This is a genomic window from Myroides phaeus (genome assembly GCF_009799805.1).
Classification (GTDB): domain Bacteria; phylum Bacteroidota; class Bacteroidia; order Flavobacteriales; family Flavobacteriaceae; genus Flavobacterium; species Flavobacterium phaeum_A.
The window spans coordinates 2,179,994-2,194,387 of the sequence record NZ_CP047050.1 but is presented as its reverse complement, the minus strand read 5'-3'; the positions used below and the strand labels follow the sequence as shown (position 1 = coordinate 2,194,387).

Sequence of the window (14,394 nt, the reverse complement as noted above, 5' to 3'; positions counted from 1 at the left end):
ATCTTGTTTTGTTGTATTTTTTCTTAAAAACGCAATGAATTGCGTCTGTTATAATTTAGCTATAAATTCTACAATGCGCTCACACGCTTTTCCATCTCCATAAGGATTGTGTAAAGCTGACATCGCTTGATAGCGCTTTTCATCTGTTAACAAGCTATTCGCTTCGTTTACAATCTTAGCTTTATCCGTTCCTACTAAAATAACTGTTCCAGCTTCTACAGCTTCTGGACGTTCAGTAGTATCACGCATAACCAATACAGGTTTCCCTAAACTTGGCGCTTCTTCTTGTACTCCTCCACTATCGGTAATAATCATAAAACTTTGGTTCATTAACCATACAAATGATGGGTAAGCCAAAGGTGAGATTAATTGAATATTATCAATTCCTGATAAAATCTCATATACAGGTCCTTTTACATTTGGATTCAAATGTACAGGATAGATAATTTGTGCATCTTTATGTGTTAAAGCTATTTCTTTTAAGGCCTCACAAATGCGAATAAAACCATCTCCATGATTCTCTCTTCTGTGTCCTGTTACTAAAATCAACTTCTTATTGGGATCTACAATTGTTTTTAAATTGTCGATTTCTTCATTTTGTAAATCTTCAACGCGCTCTACACTTTCTAATAGTGCATCAATTACAGTATTTCCTGTAATTAAAATATCTTTTTCTGCAATATTTTCACGAAGTAGATTAGCACGAGAAGCTTCAGTTGGTGCAAAGTGATAATCTGTTACTCTACCTGTAATCTGTCTGTTGATTTCCTCTGGAAAAGGAGCACGTTTATTATGCGTACGCAATCCAGCTTCTACGTGACATACTTCTGCTCCACTATAAAAAGCAGCAATACTCGATGCCATTGTAGTAGTGGTATCTCCGTGTACATAAACATAATCTGGTTTAAAATCTTCTAATACATCTTTCAAACCGTTAATTATATCCCCCGTTAGAGAATATAAATTCTGATTAGGTTTCATTAAATTCATATCATATTCGGGTACGATATCAAAAAACGCTAAAACTTGATCAAGCATTTCGCGGTGTTGTGCGGTAACACAAACTCGTGTATCAAATTTATCGCTATGCTTTTTAAACTCTTTTACCAATGGAGCCATTTTTATAGCTTCTGGTCTTGTACCAAATACAATTAAATTCTTTTTCATATTATTTTAAATAAATCTTTATAATCTACAATCTATATCTTCTCTAACTAACACTCCTTTAGTATCGTAAACAACCGAAGGAGAAGTAATTAAATCACTTATATTTACAGCACGAAACTCTGCATGTGCAGTTGTTAATATTACAGCACTATAAACTTTTGTACTTGGCGGAAAACGATGATCACTATTCTGATTTTTTTTCTTAAATAGTTCTGCTACATTCGTCATCACCTCAATCCCATACTCTGCCTTAACTTCTTCTTTACTAACCCAAGGATCGTAAACATCTACTTGAATACCATAGCTTGCTAATTCTTTGTAGATATTAGCTACTTTCGTATTTCTTGTATCTGGACAATTCTCTTTGAAAGCAATTCCCATCAGTAATACTCTTGCTTTACTAACGTCTATTCCTTTCTGAACCATCATCTTTACTACCTTGCTTGCTATAAACACAGGTATTTCATCATTGACTCTACGCCCTGATAAAATAACATCGGGATAATACCCTACCTGAATAGCTTTATGCGCTAAGTAATACGGATCTACTGAGATACAGTGTCCTCCTACTAAACCGGGTTTAAACTTTAAGAAGTTAAACTTGGTTCCTGCTGCTTCTAATACGTCTTGTGTGTCTATTCCTAAACGGTCGCATATTAAAGCTAACTCGTTTACAAAAGAGATATTCACATCGCGTTGTGCATTCTCAATTACCTTAGCCGCCTCTGCTACTTTCATTGAAGGTGCTTTGTGCGTTCCTGCTTTGATAATCTTTTTGTATAACTGATCGATTTCTTCTGCTACGGCTTCTGTACTTCCTGAGGTAACTTTCATAATGGTTTCTAAGGTGTTTACCTTATCTCCCGGATTGATACGCTCTGGCGAATAACCTGCATAGAAATCTTCGTTGTATTTTAAAGTGGAGTGTTGCTCTATTACTGGCAAACATTCTTCTTCTGTACACCCCGGATATACTGTTGATTCGTAAATCACAATGTCTCCTTTTTTAATCACTGATGCAATTAACTTAGACGCTCCTTTTAAGGGAGATAAGTCTGGTGCATTAAACTGATTAATTGGTGTTGGTACTGTTACTATATACACATTGGCATCCGCTATATCGCTCAATTGATTCGTTGGCAGGTATCCGCGAATTGCCCCTGATGTTTGGTATTCAAATAAAGAAACTTTTAATTGGTCTTCCTCAACCTCTCTGGTTTCGTCTTTCCCATTTCTTAATTCTTCAACTCTTTTTTCCTTGATATCATATCCTACAACAGGGTAATGCTTAGCAAATGCTAATGCCAATGGTAAACCTACATACCCTTGTCCTATTACCGCTATTTTATACTCTTTTCCCATTTTCTTATGTTTTTGATTGGTTAATTACTAATTTTCAATACACCCATATTGTTGTTAATAATTGCCATTCCTAAGACATCAAGCTACAAATGTACACTTTTTAAAAACTTTTTCTCAATTAAAAACACCCTTTTTCAGTGAAGTAGTACTTTTCTTGAGGGAGTATATTTAAGACAAGGAATCCCTTGAAAAGACACATAACTCAACACCTTTAAACACCTTTTAACAGGTTTAAAATGTTTATTTTTTGTTTTTAAGTTTATTAAAGTGTTTTACTACATTTTTTAAGACAAATATTAAGTAAACGTAAAGTGATAATCGGGAATGAGAAATGGGGAACCGAAAACCGTAATGCGGGAAACGGGAAACAAAAAAGAAGGTTCACCACATACGGTGAACCTTCTCAATTAAACAATCAAATTACTATGGGCTATCGACTACACAATACCTACGTACATACTTGTACTACACTGATCGCCTTTTGTAACAACAAGCCATACTTCATTTTCATTTACTTTCCACTCCTCTGCTAAAACAACTGTCATAGTACCCTCATCGCGACTTGCAGAGATCTGGTTTGGTAAAAACATCTTTTGAACTTTGTTATAAACAATAGCGGTAACTCTGTCGTCTCCTTTGCTTAGGTTATTACTAACGCCGCTTGTCCACTCAATCGTAAGGTTACAGTTTTCAAATTCGTAGTTGCTTACACGAACATTGTCTAATACTCCTTTTGTAATTACTACTTTAGAATAGTTGATCTCAAATTCTCCGCCTTGTGATTCTTCAATCGTTTCTAACAAGTGATACGACATCGCTAAGTTGGTTCTCGATTTAACGCCTTGGTATTGTCCAAAGTACTTGCTTGTTAGGGCAAATAACGGGCTCAAAAAGTTGGCTACTAATTTGAACTTGGTACGCTGAACTAATTGTTTGGCACTTGGTGCTTTTCTGCTTTTTCGAGGTACTGATCTCAAAATGTTTTTACCTCTCCAGTTTGCTCCTACAACTGTTCCTACTTTTCCTCTTACAGGTCCTAAAATTCCTTTTTCTGATTCTGCCATGATAATGGTTTTTTAAAATTTAATTAATAAAAATTTGCGTCCTTATCCAGTAGCTACTCTTTGATTCTGAACACATTGCAAACCTACGGCGACTTTTTAAAACTTTTTTATAGCCCTTCCGCGTTTGTCCTTTTTCTTCCGTTCTTTTCCCTTTTCTTCCGTTCTTTTCCTTTTTTTTCCGTTCTCGTCTCGACTTTATATTGCATTGCTTTTTGTGGGGCACACAAATTGTGTTTAACGTAACTGATAGGTAACATTCTTCGCTAAAATTCAAGAATTAATCGGGAAGCCTGCCCCTTTTCCGAACGACTTGCGAACAAGTCTAAATTCATATAGGTGTAAAATTCAACATAGGTGATAATGCTTTGGGGGCAATCTTATCTTTTTTATATAGACACATCCCTATCAAAACAAATTTATTCAATGTAAATTAGAGCAGAATATCCCTATAACAACCGACTAAATTTCCCTTCATTATTTCCATATAGACCTTAGCTCTGGTATTTCCATTAGGCAAAGTTTTTTAGCTTTTTAGCTTTTGCAAGTTCAAGTCCTATGGATTACCGCAATAAATCTTCCTCACTCTATGAGCGTATTTATTTTGTGAAACTTGCTCATAGCTAAAAACCAAAACTCTATAGCCATGAAATTAACCAGACCCTAAGGTCATAATACTATTTATCATGGAAAATTTAATGCACTCAAAAGTTTATGTTGGTACTTATGCTAAGTATAACAATGGTTCAATTAAAGGACAATGGATAGAACTTAATAACTTTAGTTCTATTGAGGAGTTTTATGAGTTCTGCTCGGAACTGCATGCTGATGAAACAGATCCTGAATTTATGTTTCAAGATTGGGAAAACATTCCTTCTGAATTAATCTCTGAAAATAGTCTTTCAGAAAATATCTTTTCAATCATTGAAAAAGTATCAGATTTAGATTATAAAACCTTAGAAGCTTTTTCAGCTTGGATAAGCATTAGTAATCCAAATATTGAATCTGATGATATAGACTCATTATTTGAATCATTTGAAGATGATTATCAAGGATATTACAATAGTGAAGAAGATTTCGCTTATCAAATCATTGATGAATGCTATGATTTATCTGATTTTGCAAAATCATATTTTGATTATGAGAGCTTTGCTAAAGATCTTTTCATTGGTGATTATACCAATGAAAATGGTCATATATTTAGAAATAGCTAATAATTCTTTGATTAGTATATACCAAAAGAAGTTATCTGAATTAGATAACTTCTTTTGGTATATTTAGTTTTAATTACTTACTTTTAAACTCAAATCCAGTAGTACAATCTTCTTTAAGGTTAATATAAGCCTCAAATTTCTTTCCTGATTTACTTATCAATCCTTTTAGCAGTTTGGTTTTCCCCTGTTCAAGTAAATCTGTGATATCATCAATGGAGAGCTTAACGCCACAAATCTCTCTAAACAACACCCAATTACAATCAGTATCCAAACATTTAACGACCTTTTCTCTTTGTTACAATGTAGTTCCGCCCAAGCAACTACAAATTTCATAACCTGATGTGAGATAGTTGGTTTGTTTCAAAGAATAGAGATAAGCAAACAAGAAAGTAAGTACTCTCATAGAGAAGCCCTTTCATATGTTCGGACAAATAATCAAAACATGTCATAATACGCTCCATTCATAAAAGGAATTCTGTACGATTTATATTCATAATTTTAGATTTTAACAGATTGATTAAATTTATTAAATCTAACATCACAAAAAAACTTGATAGAATCAATCTGCCAAGTTTTACCAATAGAAGGTAATAATAAAGACAAGAAATCTTATTTCAATGAGTTTTAATTAGAAAGAACTATACAAACTCTAGAATTCTCAAAATTCCACACCTGTAGCAGAGACATATATTCCAATAGTCCAAAATGTATTAACTAAATTATTAATCGTATTTAAACTATATGTTTCAAAAGCATGTTTTTTTATTTAAGAGGCACAAATATTTTCACTACTATTAGAATTAAAATAACTACTGGAACAATGTTGCTACTTTCTCTCAGATATGACATTTTTAGTGCACCATATATCTTAAAATTTAATATCTAATAATTCTTTAGGTGGTTTATTTAACCCCTTTGCTAAATCTATCAAAGTTGTCAAAGAACAATTTCTTTTTCCATTTTCTATATCACTAACTGTTCCTTTAGTAATCTTATAGCCATTAAGAACAACATCATCTTGACTTAGACCTACACTTTCTCTTAATTCCTTTACATGCTCACCAAATTTTTTTAAAATTAGTTCTTTTTCCATATTAATTACTGCTGTTTCTACAAATTGCGTAATTAATTACGTTATAAATGTTACAAGTTCTTGTAACATAACTATTTTTTTGTATATTTGTTTTTATATAAACCTTTTTTATTTGGTTTAAGTTTTAATGACACATTTTTTATTATATAAGCTAAAGCTTATTTATTTCTCTTATCGAAAACTGGCACTTTTCATTTTAGCAACGAGAAAATAAGTATCTTAGCCCATGACCTAGGCATGGGCTCACTTATTCGTTGCACGGTATGCCAGTACCTCGATTTGGATATTGTGAGTACCCATGCCAACTTATTTTATATAGGATTGTCATTTACTTCTCACTTTATCGAAATACTTAAGTTTCGCTTTATATTAAACATACTACAACCTTTATTCATACCGTCTCCCAATTAGGTATATAGAGGTTTTAAAACAAAGGTGGATTTGTTTAGTGTTCATATTTAATGAATGCTTTCAATACCTTATCTATCCTTAATGGACTTATCGAATGTTCTATTCGAGATTTTTTCAATTATTACATTTTATTATTTATCAAAAAACAATTAGTAACTAAACCCACATTTTAGCCTATGAATAAATTTTAGTTTAACTAAATCTTATCGCTGTAGATTGATTTGACATTAACTCTTTAATGTTAGATGGTTACCCTATTATCTATTTAGTTAGAGTTATAACACATTTTACGCTATGTCTAAAAACAGTTTTAGATGCGTACAGGACATTTATTGCCTTATAATTCATACAAGTTAAATTATTCATCCATTCAATTATAAGGCAAGGTTTTTTAGTTAGTTATAAAAATGCTATGAAAAGTTTTTCACTGAACTATTTATTAATCAATTTTTAAAACATTTTAATTATGGAGAAAAAAAGCTTGCTAAAAAGCTATACTTAAGTTATTTAATACAGGTATAGTACTTAGTAGGCACTTTAAAAAACAACAAAAAGTATTGCTTAAAGGGAGTTTTAAGTAATGCTAACAGTCCATGACTATCCCTTTGCTCTAGTTTGCATTTTGGGAGACGTGCTTTAGAGCTTGGGGATAGTTTTTATAAAATAATATGAATACCTATTAACTAACCTTTTGATATAAGCTTATTAAGTACTACGGCAATAAGAATCTTAATGATTTAAAAGCATATATCAAAATCAACTATAAACATTATGAAAACTCTATTTACAACCATTGCTGGTTATGGGATAGTTCTGCTTTTAAGTAGCTTTACTATTTACCCTATTTATGCCGTATCAAATGATAAGAACTTGTTTTTAAATGTGTCTAATACATTACAAGATACAAAACAAAAAACAACTATAAAACTCTCAGGAACAGTAAAGGATTCCTTTGGTGCTCTTGGAGGTGTTATAGTGACAGTTGGGACTACAGTAGTTACATCAGATTTAAATGGAAAATATACCATAGATATTACTTCTGGTGATAAGATTACCTTTTCAATGATTGGTTATAAAGATCAGTCTATGGTGTACTCTGGTGGGAGTGTTCTTAATATTACGCTTAGTGAAGATAGTAGTACTCTTAATGAAATTGTAGTCAATGCTGGATACTACAGCGTTAAGGATCGTGAGCGCACAGGAAGTATTGCTCGTGTGACTGCTAAAGATATTGAATTTCAGCCTGTGACTAATCCTTTACAAGCTATACAAGGTAGAATGGCAGGTGTTAGTATTACGCAAAACTCAGGAGTTCCTGGCGGAGGATTTGATATACAAATACGTGGTAGAAATAGTTTACGTAGTATGGCAAACAGCACAATTGACGGCAATGCTCCTTTATATGTAATCAATGGAGTACCTTTCTCTGATTCAAATATGTCTGATTCTGATTTATCAATCGGTATATTGCCAATGCGTAATGTCAATCCTTTAAATTCAATAAATCCTAATGATATTGAAAGCATTGAAATATTAAAAGATGCTGATGCTACAGCAATTTATGGTTCACGTGGAGCAAATGGTGTAATCTTAGTTACAACAAAGAAAAACCAAAAAGATAAAACGAGTTTCACCTTATCTTCTTCTACAGCTTTTAGCAAGGTAGCCAATTTTGCTAAACTGATGAATACTGAGCAGTTTAATCAGATGCGTGAACAAGCATTTAAAAATGATAATATTACTACTTTTCCAATCTATGCCTATGATATGAATGGCACATGGGATAAAAATCGTTATACAGATTGGCAAAAAGAATTAATTGGAGGAACTGCTATTAGTAAAAACATATCTTTTGGTGTATCAGGTGGAAGTGAAAATACCCATTTCTTAATCAATGCAAATCACAATGAAGACACAACAGTTTTTCCTACAGATAGCGGCTATAAACGAAATACATTCTTTATCAATCTAAACCACAAAAGTAAAGACAATAAACTTCAGATTAATTCATCAACTAATTATGCCATACAGTCTAATAACTTAATTTCTACAGACCTAACTAAACAAGCTTTAATACTAGCCCCTAATGCTCCATCATTATACAAAGAAGATGGAGGTCTTAACTGGGATTTTGGTATCTATGGAAACCCTATTGCTCCAAATCAAGCAACTTATAAATATGATAGTAACAATCTTGTTATAAACTTAGATTTAAGTTATAATGTATTTAAAAATACACTCTTTAAAATAAATACAGGATTGACTAATACTCATTTTGAGGAAAAACTATTAACTCCACATACAATACATGATCCTGCTAAAAAATATACTTCTGAACAATCAAAGGCTGAAAATTCAACAAAAAACAGTATGTCTTATATAGTAGAACCACAATTAAATTGGTCTACCATTATAGGAGATAAACTAAGTATCAATGTCCTTATTGGATCTACATACCAAGAAAACACTTCTAATTCTATGCGTATTAGTGGTAGTAATTTCCCATCAAATGCACTAATTTCAAACATAGCAGCTGCGAAAACCAAAACAATTAAGCAAACAGGAAATCTACAATATAAATACTTAGCTTTCTTTGGGCGTTTAAATTTTACATATAATCAAAAATACATAATTAACCTTACAGGAAGAAGAGATGGATCTTCACGTTTTGGTGACAACAATAGATTTGGAAATTTTGGTGCAATTGGTACTGCTTGGATATTTTCAGAAGAAAAGTTACTTAAATCTTTATCATGGTTAAATCATGCTAAATTAAGAGCGAGTTATGGGACATCTGGTAGTGACAATATTGGTAATTACCAATACTTAGATACTTATAGCTTAAATATGTCTTCATATGCTAATACAACAGGTCTAAGTCCTTCACGCTTATATAATCCAAACTTTAGTTGGGAGAAAACAAATAAATTAGAAACAGCTATAGAATTTAGTTTATTACAAGAACGACTAAATACAACTATATCATGGTATAAAAACAGATCTTCAAATCAATTAGTAGGAATTCCTTTGCCATCAACAACAGGGTTTCCTTCTATCCAAGATAATCTAAATGCTACAATTGAAAATAAAGGGTGGGAATTTACTTTAAACACAACAAATATCTTTTCTCGTAATTTTTCATGGAGAACAAACTTTAATATTTCATTTCCTAAAAACACCTTACTAGATTTTCCTAACCTAGAAGGTTCTACTTATGCCAATCAATTTGAAGTAGGTAAATCAACAAATATTAGAAAATTATACAATTTTAAAGGAGTTGATCCCGTTACTGGTCTCTATGTTTTTACAGATTACAACAAAGATGGAAAAATTAATACTCAAGATAAACAAAGTATAAAAGAACTTGGTATTAAATATCATGGTGGATTACAAAACACGCTAACATACAAACAGTTTAATTTAGATTTCTTATTTCAATTTGTAAAACAAAATAGCTATAACTACAATAATAATTTAAATACTCCTGGTTCAATAAGAAATCAACCATTAGAAATGCTAAATAGTTGGTCTCCTACCAATCCTAATAGCAACTATGCTTTTTATACTACAGGTATGAATAATGACTTAAATGATGCAACAGAATTCTTTAGACAAAGTAACCAAACAATAAGTGACGCATCATATATTAGGTTGAAGAACATATCATTGTCTTATATGATCAAATTACCTAATACCAAATTGAATTCTTTCCGACTTTACTTTCAAGGACAGAACTTGTGGACAGTTACAAACTATTTTGGAATTGATCCAGAATTTACAGTAATCGGATTCTTACCTCCTCTTAAAACTTATTCCTTTGGTGTTGAACTAATCTTTTAAAAAATACAATCATGAAAAATATATTTTATATAGTTAGCATACTACTATTTATGCTAACAAGTCAATCTTGTGAGAGCTTAATTGACATTGATTTACCAAATGATCAAATCAATACTCCAGATGTATTTAATGATATACAAACAGCTAATTCAGCATTAATTAACCTCTATTCCAATTTTAGAGATCAATCTATCTATTCTGGTAATCCATTAGGAATAGGGACATTGTTAAGTCTATATACTGATGAATTAGAAAACTTAACTCCTTCTTCTTCCTCAATAGGTTACTTTGCTATGTACAACAATCAAATAAAATCTTCTTCAAATAATATATCCACTATATGGACAAATTCTTATACCCATATTTATGCAATTAATTCTTTTATTGAAGGATTAACGGCATCTACCACTATTAATTCAAAAGAGAAAGAAATTCCATTAGCAGAAGCTTTATTACTTAGGGTTTTATATTATCAAGCACTTACTCAGTTATTTGGAGATATTCCTTATGTAGTTTCAACAAACTATAAATCCAATACTAAAATCGGTAAAACTAATTCTTTAGAAATTCTAAGACTATTAGAAACCGATTTGTTGGAAATAGAACAAAAATTAAATTATCAATACCGTGGTGGTAATAAATATTATCCAAATAAAAGCGTTGTTGAGCTAGTTATTGCTAAAAACTACTTAATACAGAAACAGTATAGTCTTGCTGAAAAATATGCTAAAAAAGTAATAGAATCACCTTTATATTCAATTGATATGGACATAAATAAGGTATTTAAAAAAGATGCTAAAAGCACTTTATGGCATTTAAGTAATATAAATAACACAGGAGCTCCAACTTTGGAAGCTACAAATAACATAATACTAACAACACCAAGCTTTCAGTTAAGTGAAAATCTATTGAATATCTATAGTAGTAATGATCTTAGAAAGAAGAATTGGATAAATACAATTACTCTGAGTAATAAACAATATTTCTATGCTTATAAATACAAAAACAGAGCTGCAAATCAAGATGAAAACTCTATCATCTTTAGATTAGAAGAAGCTTACTTTATACTTGTAGAAGCCTTAATATATCAACAAAAATTTGGGCAAGCTACCCCTCTATTAAATATAATCAGAAATAGAGCTGGGTTACCAAACTTAACCAATACTTTAAACCAAGAGCAATTAATAGCTGAAATGCTTAATGAAAGTAAAAGAGAATTTTTTACGGAACATGGAAGGCGTTTTTTTGATTTAAAACGAAACGATAAACTATCGCTATTAAATCAAAAAAAAACTAACTGGCAATCGATACACGCTTTATTTCCTTATCCTGAAAAAGAAACCATATTAAATCCTAATCTATTACCTCAAAATAATGGTTATTAAATTAAAACAATTTATTATATACATACTGCTTTCAATCGCTCTTACATCAGTAAGAGCGCAGGAAGTAAACGCTGAGATACTCTATAGTCACCTTCAGAACTATGAGATATCTATGGATGGAAAATGGGTGTTAATTCGCAAAAACTATAATGAAACAAGAAATAAAGACTCAATCTACATAGTTAACACTCAAAACAATAAAATAATTAAAAGGAGTAATGACAATAAAATCACCTTTCTAAACAAGTCTGTATTATGTATAGAATCTAAATCTAATAGAATTGAGTTTTTAAACCTAGACAACAATAAAAAGTTAGTATTAAACAAAGTGAGCAACTTTAAATTAATTAAAGAACAGAATCTTATATTCTACTTAGATACTGAAACAAATACTTATTTCCTAAGTCAGATACAAAATGATAGTGAAAAAGTCATCTGGAGCAAACATCAAAGTAGTATTATCTATCACGAATTAAGTCAAAGAAACAATATTTTACTGGTTCAAGACAATATAGGTTTAACTACTATCGATCTAAAAACTTTAAACAAAAAAAATAGTAAATACACTACTAATCTGAATATTAATAAATCATTTTGGGACCTTAATCAATCGATAGTGTATCTGTTAAATAACGACAAAAACAGTAGTCTATTATATAGTTTCAACTACTTAAATAACAAAATTGATTCATTAGAATATAGTACTTTAAAAAAAAGTTTACATAAAGTTATTAGCATTGAATCTATAGATAATCACAAAGCCTTAGTAAACTATAGCTTAATTACGGGTAAAAAAAAACATGATACCAATCAACTTGAGATTTGGTCTACCAATGATCTTAGCCTTGAGAGAAAATCAAGAGATGAAGAACCTCTAATCATAACTATTAAATATGCGATTGTCAATTTTAATACAAATCACATTACTGTTTTAGATCATTTAGATAACCAAATAGCTTTTGTTTTAGATTCTAACAAAATAATATATCATAACTCAAATCAATATTATGATTATACTTACTATCATCGTTTTGCAGATTTAAATATATACGATATAGCAAACAATACTAATTCACCTATAGCAAATCAACTCCAAAATATTAGTAGTTCTTTAAGCATTTCTCCGAATAGAAATTATATCGTATTTAAAAAAGGTAAAAAACATTATTTATATAATACTATTATTAAATCTAGTATTCCTATAAACACTTCAAATACAAATCAAGAGAACCTATACTGGTCGCAAGATAGTCAACGCTTTTATTTAAGTACAGATAAAGGATTATTTCTATATTCTCCAATATACAATACACTTAAAACATTAATAGATAGTAAAAATCAAGTTCTTGAAATAACACTTTTAAACCCAATAAAACAGGATTTTAATCCCTATAAATTATCATCTAAAACATTACTAAATGATAATCAAATTTTACTTCTCAATCGAAATCATTCTAACAATAATTATTCTATAGAATTAATTAAATCTCAAAAGAATAAAACACTTGTTCCCTTTACAAAAGATAGAATTACATCTGTTTTGTCAACTGACAACTTTAACTCTATCACCTATAGTATTCAAAATTACAATACGCCTCATACCATAAACTTGATAAGAAATAACAAATCAAGATTGCTATCAAAAAGTAATATGTCAAAAGAGTTGTATAGTTGGAGAAAACAAAAAATAGTAGAGTATACTGATATAGATGGTAATAGACTAAAGGGAATACTCTTTTATCCTAAAGAATTTGATCGACTAAAGCAATATCCAATGATTACTAAAATCTATGAAATTCAAAATTATCAATCTAATGAGTTTTTCTTCCCCTCGATGGGTAACTCCGATGGATTTAATATTCAGGCTTTACTTGAAAATGGGTATTTTGTCTATCTACCAGATATTAAAGATAACGATAAAGGACCTGGAATATCTGCTTTGGAGTGTGTTAAGCAAGCAATTAATGAAGTAACCAAAGAAGAAAAATCCATTGATAAAAATAAACTTGGACTTATGGGACACTCTCACGGCGCCTATAGAACTAATTTTATAATCACACAGACCGATATGTTTAAAGCCGCAGTCAGTGGAGCTGGAAATAGCGATATAATTCGTTCATACTTTTCCTATAATAATAACTTTGTTAAACCTTTTTACTTTCAATTTGAAACTGGGCAATATAGGATGCATAGTTCCTTTAAAGACCATAAACAAGTTTATTTAGATAACTCTCCTATTATATTTGTTGACCAAGTTAAAACTCCACTTTTATCTTGGACAGGAAAAAAAGATGAAAATATACAATGGGAACAGACAAAAGAGTTTTTCATAGGCTTACAAAGAAATAAGGTCCCGCATATTGCATTATTCTACAAAAATGAAGGACATACAATTTTAGATAAAAAGAATAGTGAAGATTTAACAACCCGAATTATTAATTGGTTTAATTACTTTTTAAAAGAAGAAAAAACTTCACAATGGATAACTGATGGTATTACCTTTGATAAAGAAAGAATGACGCCCAATTAAGGGCGTCACTTTTAATTATTCAATACGAAATAATGGTCTTGTACAAGAAGTTTCATTACTTTCCGCCTCCATTCCATACAGATTATGATCTAGGTTTGTTACTGGATCATTCCATGTACAAACTTGTGAACCTAATACAGCACATTCTATTTTCTTAACACATGTTAATTCTTCCGAATCTAACTGCTGATATCCAATTACACGATCTGGATTTACATTTTTCATTGCATTTGTTGCAAATGCACTACCGATAGCAAGTGCGAATACTCCGATTGGCAAACCTGCTGATTTTAAAAATTTTCTCATGACTTTAATGTTTTTATTTTGTTAG

At 30.7% G+C, this 14,394-nt stretch carries 10 protein-coding genes; 4 read left to right on the top strand and 6 right to left on the bottom strand.

All coding sequences use genetic code 11. From position 1 onward, the window contains the following. Positions 1 to 48: 48 nt before the first annotated feature. The 3 genes from wecB to GQS07_RS09825 form a co-directional block, all read right to left on the bottom strand. A complete protein-coding gene (gene wecB, locus GQS07_RS09835; RefSeq protein WP_158210638.1) occupies positions 49 to 1,167 on the bottom strand; it encodes a non-hydrolyzing UDP-N-acetylglucosamine 2-epimerase in 1,119 nt (372 codons plus the stop codon). Between the two features lie 18 nt (positions 1,168 to 1,185). Beyond that, complete coding sequence (locus tag GQS07_RS09830) at positions 1,186 to 2,529, bottom strand: nucleotide sugar dehydrogenase (protein WP_158210637.1); 1,344 nt, start codon at positions 2,527 to 2,529, stop codon at positions 1,186 to 1,188. Between the two features lie 437 nt (positions 2,530 to 2,966). Then, entirely contained in the window at positions 2,967 to 3,593 is a 627-nt protein-coding gene (locus GQS07_RS09825) for a DUF6266 family protein (RefSeq protein ID WP_158210636.1), read from the bottom strand. A 683-nt stretch (positions 3,594 to 4,276) separates the two neighbouring features. On the opposite strand from GQS07_RS09825, the gene GQS07_RS09820 reads away from it, so the two are divergent. Beyond that, entirely contained in the window at positions 4,277 to 4,804 is a 528-nt protein-coding gene (locus tag GQS07_RS09820; protein ID WP_158210635.1) for an antirestriction protein ArdA, read from the top strand. 73 nt (positions 4,805 to 4,877) lie between these two features. Here GQS07_RS09820 and GQS07_RS09815 read toward each other — a convergent pair whose 3' ends face one another. Then, on the bottom strand, positions 4,878 to 5,075 hold the full coding sequence (locus GQS07_RS09815; RefSeq protein WP_158210634.1) for a topoisomerase C-terminal repeat-containing protein: 198 nt from the start codon (positions 5,073 to 5,075) through the stop codon (positions 4,878 to 4,880). Between the two features lie 597 nt (positions 5,076 to 5,672). Further along, the gene (locus GQS07_RS09810) at positions 5,673 to 5,897 is read right to left on the bottom strand and encodes a helix-turn-helix domain-containing protein (RefSeq protein ID WP_233269263.1); all 225 of its coding nucleotides are present in this window, start codon (positions 5,895 to 5,897) and stop codon (positions 5,673 to 5,675) included. A gap of 1,182 nt (positions 5,898 to 7,079) precedes the next feature. On the opposite strand from GQS07_RS09810, the gene GQS07_RS09805 reads away from it, so the two are divergent. Genes GQS07_RS09805 through GQS07_RS09795 form a run of 3 tightly spaced genes read left to right on the top strand, consistent with a single transcriptional unit; the run spans position 7,080 to position 14,063 of the window. Continuing rightward, the gene (locus GQS07_RS09805; RefSeq protein ID WP_158210633.1) at positions 7,080 to 10,148 is read left to right on the top strand and encodes a SusC/RagA family TonB-linked outer membrane protein; all 3,069 of its coding nucleotides are present in this window, start codon (positions 7,080 to 7,082) and stop codon (positions 10,146 to 10,148) included. Positions 10,149 to 10,159: 11 nt separating this feature from the next. After that, on the top strand, positions 10,160 to 11,533 hold the full coding sequence (locus tag GQS07_RS09800) for a RagB/SusD family nutrient uptake outer membrane protein (protein WP_158210632.1): 1,374 nt from the start codon (positions 10,160 to 10,162) through the stop codon (positions 11,531 to 11,533). Continuing rightward, positions 11,523 to 14,063, top strand: coding sequence for an alpha/beta hydrolase family protein (locus GQS07_RS09795; protein ID WP_158210631.1), 2,541 nt, complete (start codon positions 11,523 to 11,525; stop codon positions 14,061 to 14,063). Before GQS07_RS09800 ends, GQS07_RS09795 begins: the two co-directional genes overlap by 11 nt. Before the next feature lie 15 nt (positions 14,064 to 14,078). On the opposite strand, the gene GQS07_RS09790 is transcribed toward GQS07_RS09795, so the two are convergent. Continuing rightward, positions 14,079 to 14,369: a DUF6520 family protein gene (locus GQS07_RS09790; RefSeq protein ID WP_158210630.1), complete on the bottom strand. Its 291-nt coding sequence runs from the start codon at positions 14,367 to 14,369 to the stop codon at positions 14,079 to 14,081. Positions 14,370 to 14,394: the final 25 nt, after the last annotated feature.

Coding starts and splice junctions, on each gene's coding strand:
- wecB (WP_158210638.1), bottom strand. CDS start 1,167: ATGAAAAAGAATTTAATTGTATTTGGTACAAGACCAGAAGCTATAAAA.
- GQS07_RS09830 (WP_158210637.1), bottom strand. CDS start 2,529: ATGGGAAAAGAGTATAAAATAGCGGTAATAGGACAAGGGTATGTAGGT.
- GQS07_RS09825 (WP_158210636.1), bottom strand. CDS start 3,593: ATGGCAGAATCAGAAAAAGGAATTTTAGGACCTGTAAGAGGAAAAGTA.
- GQS07_RS09820 (WP_158210635.1), top strand. CDS start 4,277: ATGGAAAATTTAATGCACTCAAAAGTTTATGTTGGTACTTATGCTAAG.
- GQS07_RS09810 (WP_233269263.1), bottom strand. CDS start 5,897: ATGGAAAAAGAACTAATTTTAAAAAAATTTGGTGAGCATGTAAAGGAA.
- GQS07_RS09805 (WP_158210633.1), top strand. CDS start 7,080: ATGAAAACTCTATTTACAACCATTGCTGGTTATGGGATAGTTCTGCTT.
- GQS07_RS09800 (WP_158210632.1), top strand. CDS start 10,160: ATGAAAAATATATTTTATATAGTTAGCATACTACTATTTATGCTAACA.
- GQS07_RS09795 (WP_158210631.1), top strand. CDS start 11,523: ATGGTTATTAAATTAAAACAATTTATTATATACATACTGCTTTCAATC.
- GQS07_RS09790 (WP_158210630.1), bottom strand. CDS start 14,369: ATGAGAAAATTTTTAAAATCAGCAGGTTTGCCAATCGGAGTATTCGCA.